This is a genomic window from Marinilabilia sp. (assembly GCF_016278715.1).
GTDB lineage: Bacteria > Bacteroidota > Bacteroidia > Bacteroidales > Marinilabiliaceae > Marinilabilia.
In genome coordinates this window covers 1-14,052 of the sequence record NZ_JADQBH010000017.1, presented here as the reverse complement: position 1 = coordinate 14,052, position 14,052 = coordinate 1, and the positions used below count along the sequence as shown (strand labels likewise).

Sequence of the window (14,052 nt, the reverse complement as noted above, 5' to 3'; positions counted from 1 at the left end):
CGGGTGGGGTTTTTTACATGAACTTTTATCTTTTTACGGTTGCTCAGGTTGTAATTGCAGCTTTTCTTTCTGCTGATTTTCTGGGCCGTGAGCGAAAGATGGATACAACGGAAGTGTTTTATACCCGGCCCATGTCGAACGTGCAATACGTTTTGGGAAAAACCTGGGGTGCGCTGATGGTTTTTATGGGGCTCAATCTTGTAGTAGCATTTCTTGCCCTGGTAGTTACACTTATTTCATCCGATGCAGTTTTTTACCTGCAACCGATGCTGTTTTATCTCTTCGTTTTTTCCCTCCCTTCGCTGGTGTTTATTTTAGGTTTTTCCTTTATCCTGATGGTTTTAATTCGAAATCAGGCTGTTACTTTTGTGGTGGTGTTGGGTTTTGGAGGGATGGTGCTTTTTTATCTTCAAAACACGCATTGGGGTGTCTGGGATTTTATCGGGTTTTATCTGCCCGCCTATTATTCGGGATTCAGTGGATTTCCAGAAATGGAAAATCTCTTGTCGCAACGAATTGGATATTTTCTTTTGGGCTTATTTGGAATTTTGTTGACTGCATTTTTCCTTCCGCGTCTGCCTGGAACAAAAAATCGCTCCCGTGTTTTATTGGTTCTTTGCCTGATGGTTTTTTCCGGCGCTGCCCTTTTGTTTTACGGCATTATTTCCAATGGCATCGAAGGACAAAATATTCGGGCCGGAATCCGGCAAACAGAAAGTTTACTGCCTGTTTTGCCCAATCATCGAATTGATTCCTGTCACCTGATTGTCCATCATGACGGTCCTGAACTTCAATTTGAAGCTTTGTTGACTATAAGTGAATTGCAGAAGTCTGATTCATTGCAGTTTCATATTAATCCTGGTTTCATTGTTGGTTCGGTTCGGTTAAATAATCAACTTGTAGATTTCTCATTTTCCGATGGTGTTTTATCAGTTGTAAAAGCGAATTTAGAATCGACCGACACCTCTTTATTTGAATGCAGGGTGACTTATTCCGGAGCCCCGGAAAATGAAACCATCTATCCTTATATCGTTGAGGAAAAAAGAGAACGTTTGAGTCGTTTTGACCCATTAATCGGCGGAAAAGAACACTTCTTTGTTCAATCAGAGTTTGTTTTGTTGACAAGAGAAGCTGGATGGTATCCTCAGGTGGCCTGGAAAAATTTCCGTCAGCAGCCTGATTTTACCAATTATTCGCTTCAGTTCTCATCTGCAAATAATCTGGTTGTCATCTCTCAGGGGACTGGATCTTCTTCCGATGGTAAAACTTCCTTTTTCAGCGAAAAGCCATTAAATGCTTTAACCCTGGTTGCAGGAAATTACAAAACTGATTCAATCTCTGTTGACAATGTAGATTATCAGTTGTCCGTTGAGGCGAGTAATAATTTGTATTCCAGTGCTTTTGCTCAGTTGGGTGATACCCTCCCTGCAGTTATCAGAGATCTGAAGAACCAGTATGAGAGGCGAATTGGTCTGGATTATCCATTCCAAAGATTGAAAATCGTTGAGGTCCCATTGCACTTTTATACTTATCTGCAATCGTGGAGAACCGGAACTGATCACATTCAGCCTGAAATTATATTGTTGCCTGAATATGGTGGGGGAGCATGGTTCTTAGATGTTACGCGTACCCGGAATGATTTCACGGAAGAAGCCGAGATGCAGGGGGAGGGGATAGATGAAACTGAGGTTCAGACTAAGATGTTTGTAACGCTCACTGGTAATCTGTTTTTATTTCCCCGATGGACTGTTTTTTCTGATTATGAAGACGACAGTCGGGTCATGAACGAATGGAATCGAATTCAGATTTTTCCGCTCTATTTTTATCATGCTTATCAAATACGGGAAGAGGGCTGGCCGGTTTTCCAGATTATGATGGATGAAGCACTACGTCACAAAGGGCAAAGAGAGAAGAATGATGAGTGGCGTTCCGAACGTGACCAGTATAAAGGATTGCTGGCATTGAGAGAACGAAGTGTTTCGGATTGGCTGTCAAGGGAGAATGCCGGTGATACCATAGCCCGGATATTAAATCTCCGGGGAATTCAGTTTTTCTCTGAAATTTCGGTTCAAAACGGGCAGGATGATTTTGTAAAGGTTTTTCAGCATCCATTGAAGCGATATCGTTTCCGGAATGAAGGACCCTCACAATGGATGGAAGTTGCTGATGGCCCATTGAATCTGGAAGAAAAATACGGTTCGTTAGTGACAGGGAATCAGCTCCCTGCATTCCATTTTGGAGATGTAAAAGCATCAACTTTTCGTAAGGAAGGTAAAAAACAGTTTTTGATTTCCGTGGAGGTGGCCAATAATGGGAATGTGGACGGGATATTAAATACAGAAACCTCCTTTTTGGACCTTTCCGAAAACAACAATCGTTCTTTTTCGCAGTGGATGTATCAGAATATGGAGGAAGACCAAAACCTGATAAAAAAACTATACTCTATTGATGCCAACGAAAGTGTGCGCATAAAAATGGTGTTTGACCAACAACCGCGTGAATTGAAGATTTTTACCGGAGTGGCCCGAAATATTCCACCCGTGTATTCTTTTTCTTTTGCCAATATCGAAGAACAATCGTTGGATATCAATCATGTGGCAGGAGTGGAGAAATACGTTTTTTCTGATGTCGGTGGAGCTGAATCAAAAGAATATGTGGTTGATAATGAAGATTCGGAATTTAAAATTTCCAGCCGCGATGAGGTTAAGACCTTAAAAGATTGGTGGTTGAAACATGAGCGCAAACAGACTGTTGGTTACGAACCATTTAATTATTGGAGACCACAGGCTGTCTGGACCAACTCGTTAGCTCAATCGTATCACGGTGATTTTTTACGCTCAGCTGCTCTTAAAGCATCAGGGAATGGCAATGATAAGGCTCTTTGGAGGTGTGATTTGCCCGAGGCAGGTCGTTATGAAGTACAGGCGTTTATTCCACGCGATCTCAATACCGGCTGGAGAAATCGGAATTCCAGGGGTCGTTTTCATTATCAGATACATTATGCCAATGGTTTGGAGAAGGTGGAGACCTGGCCGGTAAGAGAACGCAACGGATGGGTCTCTTTGGGGCGCTTCTTCTTTGACAAAGGAGAAGCCGTCGTTGAACTGTCCGATGAATCTGAATTCCCTTACGTGGTTGCAGACGCAGTAAAATGGATAAGACTAAAATAATAAATAGAAATAAAATGAACCTAACGCTAAGATTTTTTAAGCTCTTAATGCTTATTGCGGTGTTGATGTTTGCTGCCGGGAACCAGGCCGAGGCTCAACAGGTGCTTACGCTGGATAAAGCATTGGCTTACGCCCGGCAGGAGAGTCCGGATATTCAAAGAGCCCGGCTCAATCTGGAACAAAGCAGGGAGAATTTAATTGCCCGGCGGGCTTCTCTGAAATCCAGCTTTCGCCTGAATCTGACTCCTTTCGAGTATAGTCACAATCGTCAGTATAACGATCCGCTATCGGAATGGTACACTACCGAAAGTATGAGCAGCTATGGTACTTTCAGTGTACAGCAACCCATAGCCCTCACCGATGGGGTACTGACCCTGAGTAACAGCCTGAGATGGCAGGATTCGCAAAGTAACAGTTCTTTTAGTTCCGATCCTTTTCGTGGCTTTAGTAACAATCTTTCCTTGCATCTCGACCAGCCTTTGTTCACTTACAATCGCACAAAAATGGAGCTCAAAGAGCTGGAATATGCGCTGGAAAATTCAAAAATTAACTATGCTTTGCAGGAATTGAGTCTCGAACGAACAGTATCCCAGGCTTTTTACCAGGTTTATGAGGCACAGGTATCGGTCAATACGGCCCGCGAAGAGTTCGAAAACAGATCGCAAAGTGTTGATATTATCCGTAATAAGGTGGATGCCGGGCTCGTGGCCCGCGAAGAGCTTTTGCAGGCCGAACTGGATTTGATGACCAGTCGATCGGGTTATCAAAACCGGCAGGTGGAACTGGAGAATATCAAAGACCAGTTTAAACAAATGCTTGGAATGCCTTTGGATGAGGAACTTCTTGTGCTGGCCGAGGTGAATGTAATGGCTGTTGATGTGGATTTGGAAAATGCCATGAAACGAGCGGTTGAAAATCGTCTGGAAATCAGACAACGGAAGATTGATATTGAAGCAGGTCAGTTTGACCTCATTCGCACCAATGCTCAGAATGAATTCAAAGGGAATATTGGGGTTTCTATCGGCCTTTTTGGGGAAGATGAAGAGTTGACTGGTGTTTTCGACCGTCCGACCGATAATCAGAATATTGGTTTTTCGCTGGAAATTCCACTGTGGGACTGGGGAGAGAAAAAAGCCAGGATGAGAGCAGCTCAGGCAGCCCAGCAAATCAGGGAAATTAATATGGAAGATGAGAAAATTAACATTTCACTTACCATAAGACAGGTACACCGAAGCTTGAAAAACCTGCTTACACAGATTGATATTGCTCAGAAGAACCTGGAGAATGCCAAACTGACCTATGAAATTAACCTGGAAAAATATAAAAACGGCGACCTGACAAGTATGGATTTGAACCTTTATCAGAATCAGCTGACTCAGAAAAAAACCGATTTGACAAGTGCCCGCATTAGCTATTTACTGGAGCTGCTGAATATGAAAATTCAGACTCTCTATGATTTTGAACTGGGGGAAGGCATAGTGCCCGATTTGTCGAAATATTAAAAATGAAAACACACTTGTTCAGGAAACCTTGTTTTATGAACTTAGATTGCTTTGCTCGCAATGACGCTGTTAAATAGTTTTTTTAGAGAAGTTGGAATTGATTTTCGGCCTTGCCGAAAATCAATTCCAACACCTCTCAAAATTACACAATATATCGTCATTGCGAAGGCAGTGAAGCAATCTCATTTTTCTTTGATTTATATTTGAGTGAAAATTTTAACGAAACTGGCATGGCAAAGGTTGAAACAATATAAATCTGTATGAATTTTTTCATGCGAGTTCCATTAGACCTTATAAAATTTATTCTTAAGCCTTATGAAAAAAATAATCACTGCTTTACTCCTTATTCTGGTCATTGCCGGTTGTGGCAATCAGAATCAACGCTTTAATATGGATGTGGCTGTCGATGTAACTGTGCAAAATCTCACTCCCAGTACTGTTAGGGAAGTGGTAACCGTTACCGGCGATTTGCTGCCTGCAGGTTCGGTATCGCTGACCAATGAGATGTCGGGCGAGTATTTTTTGCAGAAGAATCCTTCCACTGGTGCTCTTTTCAAAATGGGTGATAAGGTGAGCCGGGGAACTGTTATTATCAGGTTGGAAGACAAGGCTTATCGCAATACCACCGACATTGAAGGAGAACGGCTCAATCTGGAAATATCTGAACAGGAATATGAGAAGCAGAAAGCTCTGTTTGAAAAAGGGGGCGTTACCCAGCGGGAACTGGTGAATGCTGAACGGAACCTGGTGACGGCTCGGAAAACTTATGAAAATGCCCAAATTAATCTGGACAAAATGAGTATTGAAGCGCCTATTGAAGGGGTAATTACTTCATTGCCTTATTATTCGCAGGGTGTCAGGGTACAACAGGGTGTTGAGATGGTCAGTATCATGAATTATGACCAGATGATTTTGAATGTTACCCTGCCTGCCGCTTCGTTTGGAAAGGTCGAAGCCGGGCAGCCTACTTATATTACCAGTTATTCCTCGTCCAAAGATACCGTTACCGGAACCATATCTCAACTTTCGCCTGCACTGGATGTTGCCACCCGTTCTTTTAAGGGCCGGATAAAAGTTCAAAATCAGGATGACCTGTTACGTCCTGGAATGTTTGTGAATGCCGGAATTGTCGTAGAGCAAAAAGATAGTGTTTTGGCAGTTCCGCCCAACGTGGTTTTGTCGCAGATGGGGGGAAAATTTGTCTATGTGCTAGATGGTGAGACCGCCCGGAAACGTATTGTGCAAACCGGACTGGAAAGTAAAGACCGTATTGAAATAGTGGATGGACTGGAAGCAGGCGAACAGGTTGTGGTGAAGGGGTTTGAAACCCTGCGCGACGGCTCAAAAGTGAAGATTGAAGATGAGGTGAAGTGATGGAATTTAGCTGTCAGCTCATGGCTGGTTGCTCTTAGGTTCTATTTTAAATAAACACGGAACGGTCTTAATAATTAAAAAATAATGAGAAGCTTACCTAGATTTTCCATAAAAAATCCCGTCACTGTATCGATGATAGTCTTAGCGGTATTGCTGCTTGGATTCATCTCATTTTCGCGCCTGGGAACTAATCTGATGCCGGAGATTGACAATCCACGCTTGTTCGTGGAGATGGATGCCGGCCAGCGGCCTCCTGCCGAGATTGAGAAACAGCTGGTGATACCCGTCGAAGCGCTTATCGTCCGGCAAAAAGGAGTGGTGAATGTGGGTTCGAGAATCATGGCGGGACGAGCACGTTTGACCATTTCTTATTCGTGGGATACAGATATGGACCAGGCATTTCTGGAGTTGCAGAAAGTGCTGTCGCCTTATTCCAATCGTGATGATGTGGAAGAGCTGAATATCTCCAGGTTTAACCCTAATGCCGATCCGGTGGTGCAAATTGCCCTTTCCGATTCGTTGGGACGTAATTTGAATCAGCTGCGTTTGTTGGTGGAGAATGTGTTGCGTCCCGAGTTGGTGCGTCTGGAAGGAGTGGCAGATGTGGCTATTGCGGGAAAGCGCGAGTATGTGGTGGAGGTTCAGGTAAATACCGGAGCACTGAGTGCCTTTGGAATTACACTGGAACAGGTAGCCGAAAAAATCAATAGTTTTAATCAGAATGTGAGTGGTGGCTACATCGAGGAGAAGGGACAGCGATATGTGGTGAGAGGTAGCAGCGCAATTTCGAAACCTGCCGACATTAAAAATCTGGTAATAAAAATGGCCGGAACTGATGGGGAGGCCGGGTATGCTGGTTCTCCCGTATTGCTGGAAGATATTGCGGATGTTGCATTGCTTGAAAACCGGCCTGCCAGTATGGTAAGTATCAACGGAACGGATTGCCTTGGACTTTACATATACAAAGAGAACCGGTACAATACCGTTGAGATGACGGGTTCTGTGTTTGAAACGCTGGATGATTTTACTGCCAACCATCTTGGGTTAAAAATGGAAGTGGTGGAGAATCAGGGCGAATTTATCGAAGCATCGGTTGCTGAAGTCACCGACAGTGCATTGCTTGGAATTCTTTTTGCCGTGGTGGTGTTGTTCCTTTTTCTGCGGAACTGGGGTGCTACTCTGGTGGTTAGTATTGCCATTCCGCTGTCTGTGGTTGCCACTTTCGGGTTAATGTATTTCAACGATTTAACATTGAATCTCATGACCCTTGGCGGACTGGCACTGGGTGCGGGAATGCTTGTGGACAATGCCATTATCGTGTTGGAAAATATTTACCGGCTGCTGGAAAAAGGAAAATCACTGAAAGATGCAGCAATAGAGGGCGCAGGAAGTGTGGGAGGTGCCATTATTGCATCCACCCTAACCACCGTTGTGGTTTTTCTACCCATAGTGTATTTGCAGGGTGTATCGGGCGAATTTTTTAAAGACCAGGCATGGACAGTGGCTTTCAGCCTTTTTTGTTCGCTGGGGGTTGCACTGATGGTGGTTCCTTTGCTGAGTACCAAACTTATTCGAAAAAAACGCAGCGCAGCGACTTCAAAACCTCTAAAATGGGTGTTTTATCATAAGATTCTTGAAAATGCTCTGAATCACAAAGGCTTTGTGCTTGTAGGGGCTCTTTTATTGATGGCGGGAAGTTATGCTTTGATACCCTTTGTGGGTTCTTCTTTTTTGCCCGATGCTTCATCCGATGAACTGGAAATAGAGGTGACTTTGCCGGCAGGAACACGACTCGAGACAACTAACGAAACTCTTTTGACTGTTTCGCAATCCGTCCGTCGAATTATGCCGAAGGGGACCCTCAAATGGATATATGCTCATTCAGGGCCTGCTGTAACCGAATCTGGACAATCCTTCTCAAGAGGCGAAAATGAAGGATTTTTGAAAGTAGCTTTTTCTGAGGTTTCCAATTCCTCTTCCGGGATTTTAACTGCTGCTCTGGACAGTTTATTTGCAGATGTTAGTGGACTGGAATTGCAATATGGTCAGACAGAACCGGCATTACAGTCACTGGCCGGGGATGATGAATCACCCTTTGTGTTAGAAGTTCGGGGGCCTGATGCCGATGTGCTAAAAACAACCACCTCCAAAATTGCCGAAAAACTGAATCAATCGCCCGATTTATTTAATGTATTTACTTCATTCGAGAAAGAAGCGCCCGAAGTGGATATCCGTATTGACCGCATGAAAGCCGGAATGCTGGGTATGAATATTCAGAGTATTATTTCTCAGGTGCAGGCCTCCCTGCAGGAGCAGGATGCCGGTTCGCTGGAGGAAAATGGCAACCGTACCGAAATCAAAGTTTCAGGTAGGGAATTAGATATTAATGATCTCGCCACTTTGAAGATTGTGAACGGGGAGGAGACCTATCGGCTGAATGAACTGGCCCGCATAGATGTTGGGCATGAACCGGGAGAGATTCTTCGGGATAACCAGAGTCGTGTGGGGAAAGTTTATGCAGGAGTAATATCTGGAGAGCCGTTCGATAAAGTGGTGGAACGGGTGGAAGCATTGGTGGGGGGGATGGCCATTCCACCCGGCTATCGGGTATTGATTACCGGCGATGAGCAGCGCAGAAAAGAGTCCTTTTCACAACTTTTATTCGCACTGCTGCTTTCCGTAGTTCTTGTTTATATGGTGATGGCGGCGCAATTTGAGTCTCTGATACATCCCTTTACTATTCTGCTGACTATTCCGCTGGCAGGGGTTGGAACCATTCTAACCTTTTGGTTGCTGGGGATTAACTTTAATATTATGGCTTTTATAGGCGTGGTGATGCTCGGCGGTATAGCTGTGAACGATTCCATTATTCTGGTGGATGCCATCAATCAGTACAAAAATCAGGGTGTATTGTTACGTCAGGCAGTGTTGAATGCAGCCCGTGACCGTTTGCGCCCTATCCTGATGACTTCCCTGACAACCATGCTGGCTCTTTTTCCTTTGGCCCTTTCCATCGGGCGCAGTGCTTCCTTGCGTTCGCCTTTGGCAATTGCAGTGATAGCAGGTCTTTTTACATCCACCTTGCTTACGCTGGTGGTAATTCCCTGTGTTTATGAATTGTTCGATAAATCCGGACGCAAACAAAGGAATGCTTTATGAAGAACCTGATAAACAGAAAAGTACTCGTAAGCATGTTCTTTGTGGCACTTACCATGCTGGGTGTTATTAGTTACCGGTCTTTATCGGTTGAACTGATTCCCGCCATGGAGTTGCCTGTTCTTTTTATTCGTGTGATGGCGCCTGTGGAGCGAGACCTTCAATACGTGGAACGGGAAGCCATTATTCCCCTGGAGGGAGCGGCCGGACGGCTCGATAAAGTGGAAAAAATTGAATCCAGGGTGATGCCCGACGGCGGCATGGTATCTGTTTTCTTTGCGCAACAGGCCGACATGAGATATGCCTACCTGAAACTGACGGAGCAGGTGGATGCAGTCAGGAGTCGTTTGCCCGAAGGTTTTATGGCAGAAGTGGTACGGGTGGATATGGAGCAGATTAACACCGAATTTATGCAGATTCAGGTGGTGGGAGAGGGAGGGCCTGACCGGATTCGCACTTTGCTGGAACAGGAAGTGAACGACCGTTTTATGGCTGTTGATGGCGTGGCTTCTGTGCAGGTATTTGGAGGACGGGAGAAAACAGTGACCGTAACGCTGAATCGTGACGAACTGGAGAGTTACGGGTTGACCATGAATGATATTCGCCAGCAGATTAGAGCCGGTCAACAATCTAAAACCTTTGTGGGAGAAGTGCATCAGCATGGAACCCGCTTTTTTGTCAATGCTGGTGCAGAATATTTATCTCCATCCGATATCGGACAAATTGTTATCAATGAAGAGGGCCCTTTGTTGCTCTCGGATATTGCCACTATCAGTTATGGTGTGCGCGACCCTGATTCGTTCAGCAGGGTAAACGGGCAGGATGTGGTAACGGTTTCGCTGGTGCGGGAGTCACAGGTCAACTTAATTGAACTTTCGGATAAGGTGAAGGCAGAGGTGGCATCAATCAATGAAGATTTTGCGCCCCGGGGATTAAGTCTGGAAATCCAGTCGAATTCTGCTGAGGAAATTGAGGAAAACATTGACCAAATTATCCAATTGGCCTTAATAGGGGGTTTGCTGGCCATTTTTATTCTGTGGATATTTCTTGAAAACCTTCCTTTGGTTTTGGTTGTGATGGTTGCCATGCCTGTTTCAGTGTTTGGGGCATTTAACTTTTTCTATGCTGCGGATATTACCATTAACATGCTTACGCTTATTGGCCTTGCCCTTGCAATGGGGATGCTGATAGATAACGGGGTGGTGGTGATGGAGAATATTTACCGGATGACCTCCCGGGGAGGGAAGCCGGAAGATATGGTGGTGAAAGGAACTTCCCAGATCTGGCGCTCGGTCACTGCGGCTACTTTCACTACCATCGTGGTTTTTCTTCCATTTGTATTTGCGACTAATCAGGTTTTGAGCGAGGTGGCCCGACATGTGAGTGTTTCCATTGTATCTACATTGCTGGTTTCTTTGGTTGTGGCGCTGGTGCTGATCCCAACCATTGTTAACGCCATTCTGAAACGTCAGCGGGGACAGTCGTGGCGTCTTTCCAGACTCCCGTTGCATAATCATTTTGTTCAGATTTACATTCAGCTGCTTAAAGGCGGGTTGCGGCATCCGGCACGGCTGGTAATGGGCGGATTGGGACTTTTCTTTTTGGTGGCTTTTATCAGTTTTGCGTTCAGTATTGCCGGCAACAAACCCTTGGAAAAGACCAGCGTTGAAGTTAATGTGGAGATGAATGAGGGTTCCACACTGGAAAAGTCCAATGAACTTGTCCGTACGATGGAGGAACGCCTTGCCGGCTTGGAGCTTCCTGTTAATGTGATAAGTAAAATATACGCCGACAGGGCAGTACTTACGGTAGAAGTGGACAAAGATTCCATGGAAAATCAGAGCATTCCTTTTCAGGAAATTAAATCGAGAGTGGAGAAAGAACTTTTGGTGGAGTGGCCGGGCGCTTCGGTCAGTTTTGATACAGGAGGAGAAAGTGGTGGTGGCCAGGGAATGGGGGGTGGCGCACTGTCGATGCTTGGACTAACCGAAGAAGAGCGGCAGGTTGTTGTCAAAGGCGAGAATTTTAATGACATGGTTCTTGTTGCCAATGATTTGGTGGATTTGATGAAAGAAAACCTGACCAGTATGGATGGTGTCTGGGTGGAGGGCAGTTGGGAGCGTCCCGAGGTAATGCTTGGCCTGGATCCTTATTGGATGGGCATCAACGGAGTCCAACCTGCTCAGGTTGTCTCACAATTGACAACCCTTTCTCCCCAAACAGAATCGGGAGGTACTTTTAAGGCCGATAATCAGGAGTATGATATCATGTTGGCTTTTGAACAGGTGGATGAAGATTCCCTGGAAGGAACAAAAGCTGCCGATATGGAGACCTTATCGGATACCAGAATTATGACTTCCAGTGGTCAGCGTGTCAAACTGCAGTCGTTTGCTGATATTGCTTTGCAGAATAGTGAATCGCAATACCATCGTGTGAATCAGGAGAAACAGATTGTGGTGCGTTTTAATCTAAAAGAGGAGGTGGAAAGTTCGCGCGATTTGGAAGAGATAGCTCTCAAGGAAATTGAAGAATTATTACTGGTGGCAGGAGTTCCCGAAGGTGTAACAGCTACGCTGAAGCGGGATGAAAAGACCAAGGAGTACTATTTTCTCGCCGGGATGGCCATTTTGCTGATATTTATGATTCTGGCCTCTGTTTTTGAATCGTTTACTGCTCCTGTGGTTATGTTGTTTACCATTCCGCTGGCGGCAGTAGGTTCCATGCTCGCGCTCTTATTTACCGGAAATTCATTGATTAACTTCAATACGTTCATTGGTTTTTTGATTTTACTTGGGGTTGTGGTTAACAATGGCATCATCCTAATCGATTATGCCATGCAAATGCGCCGATCAGGAATATCGGTGGTTCGCTCGTACATGGAGGCGGGGATGGCCCGTTTACGCCCCATTTTGATTACCGCCACCACTACCATTGTAGCCATGCTTCCGTTGAGCCTTGGAGAAGGCGAATATGTGGGTGCTCTGGGTGCTCCCTTTGCCATTACTGTTATTGGAGGTCTGATTTTTAGTTCGGTACTCACTTTGGTTTTTGTTCCGGCTTTTGGATTGGGACTGGAACGTGCACTAAGTTGGATTCGTTCGCTCAGGCGGACACTGAGAACAGCACTGATTGCGGTTTGGGTTCTGTTATTTGTGTGGATATGGTGGGGCAGTGATTTGTCCGTGCTATGGCAAATGGTAACCACCGTGTTAATTGTGGCTGGGGTTCCCTGGGTTCTTTGGTTTGCATTGAACAGCCTTAAACGTGCCAACAGTAAGCTTATTGGAGATGAGGAACCTATCCGGATAAAAATAAGGAATATTGTGAAAGTTTATGGCCGTTCCAACCGTTTTAGGAGGGAGTGGAGCCAGCGTAACAAGCTCAGAAAGAAACTTCTCCAAACGCCATTGACGTCGGGAGAATTCACGGCCGCACTTATCTGGCAGGTTCCTTTGCTTGTTTTTCTAAACTGGTTTTCTATGGTTTATATCAATAGTGGCTTTTGGCAGCTGGTGTTTTGGATAATCAACTATTTCGTGGTGGCGGGCTACTTTGAGGTTTTACATTTGCGCTGGTTCAAACCCCGGTATTCTGACAATAATATTCTCAATCGCCGTAAGTTTCTGAAAATGGTTCGTTGGGCCTGGCGCATCGGATATCCTTTGGCTTTGCTGATTATGATGTCACAAAACTGGAAAAGCAAAGGTGGAGCCGTAACAATTATTGTGTTGTGGGTACTTGTAGGTTCTGTGGTGTTGGTTAGTAAAAAGACACGATCCGGGCAGTTGAAACCCGAACTGATTCGAGGTTGGTTTAAGGGAATTAGACGCCGTTTTGTGAAGTGGGTCATGCTGTTCCCTTTTGCCAAAAAAGCGAAAGAGCCGTTTAAAGCAGTAAAAGGAGTTTCGTTGGAGTTGTCAAGTGGCATGATTGGACTTCTGGGGCCAAACGGTGCTGGAAAAACAACCATCATGCGTACACTTTGCGGAATTCTGGACCAGAGTTACGGGAAAATTTTCATTAATGGCTTTGATACTGCCGAATACCGGGAAGAGCTGCAGGGACTGATTGGTTATCTGCCACAGGAATTCGGAACCTACGAGAATATGACTGCCTGGGAGTTCCTGAATTATCAGGCCATATTGAAAAACATTGTGGACAGGGAAATGAGGGAAGAGCGTGTTCGCTATGTGCTGAAATCGGTTCACATGTGGGAGCGTCGCTATAGTAAAATCGGAGCTTATTCGGGGGGAATGAAACAGCGCATTGGCATTGCCATGATTTTGCTTCATCTGCCCAAAATTCTGGTGGTCGATGAACCTACTGCAGGTCTGGATCCCCGCGAAAGAATCCGTTTTCGTAATTTGCTGGTCGAGCTGAGTCGGGAGCGGGTAGTGGTTTTCTCCACGCACATTATAGAAGATATCTCCAGTTCATGTAACCAGGTGGCGGTCATGTCGAAAGGAGCTTTACGTTACTGGGGAGAGCCAAGAAACATGGTCACCATTGCCGGAGGAAAAGTCTGGCAGGTGGAAGTTGCTGCCCACGAGGTGGAAGAGATGACCCGCCGGTTGACTGTCACGCACCACATGAACCAGGGAGAGAATGTAAGGCTGCGGTGTCTCTCATCTGAAAAACCTGATGAACGGGCAGTCGAAGTAACGGCTGTGTTGGAAGACTCCTACCTGTGGTTGCTGAAAGAACCCGGATCCCCAGATGGGGCCAACTATTAATTTTTTAATGTTTGGTCAAACCTGTCCAAAATAAATATTTAAAAAGGTTAAATGACATGTTTGGGACCGACCTTGGCAGGTAAGCCTAAAAACAAGGTTGTTTTATCGTAAAATCGT

The 14,052-nt window shown here is 45.2% G+C and carries 5 protein-coding genes; all 5 read left to right on the top strand.

All coding sequences use genetic code 11. From position 1 onward, the window contains the following. The coding region (locus QZZ43_RS01190) for an ABC transporter permease subunit (protein ID WP_291855270.1) at positions 1 to 3,170 on the top strand (3,170 nt) is incomplete at its 5' end. Positions 3,171 to 3,184: 14 nt separating this feature from the next. Continuing rightward, positions 3,185 to 4,672: a TolC family protein gene (locus QZZ43_RS01185; RefSeq protein WP_291855268.1), complete on the top strand. Its 1,488-nt coding sequence runs from the start codon at positions 3,185 to 3,187 to the stop codon at positions 4,670 to 4,672. Positions 4,673 to 4,987: 315 nt separating this feature from the next. After that, positions 4,988 to 6,046: an efflux RND transporter periplasmic adaptor subunit gene (locus QZZ43_RS01180; protein WP_291855264.1), complete on the top strand. Its 1,059-nt coding sequence runs from the start codon at positions 4,988 to 4,990 to the stop codon at positions 6,044 to 6,046. Positions 6,047 to 6,130: 84 nt separating this feature from the next. Continuing rightward, complete coding sequence (locus QZZ43_RS01175; RefSeq protein ID WP_291855261.1) at positions 6,131 to 9,205, top strand: efflux RND transporter permease subunit; 3,075 nt, start codon at positions 6,131 to 6,133, stop codon at positions 9,203 to 9,205. Then, positions 9,202 to 13,935, top strand: a complete 4,734-nt coding sequence (locus QZZ43_RS01170; protein WP_291855258.1) for an efflux RND transporter permease subunit — start codon at positions 9,202 to 9,204, stop codon at positions 13,933 to 13,935. Before QZZ43_RS01175 ends, QZZ43_RS01170 begins: the two co-directional genes overlap by 4 nt. Positions 13,936 to 14,052: the final 117 nt, after the last annotated feature.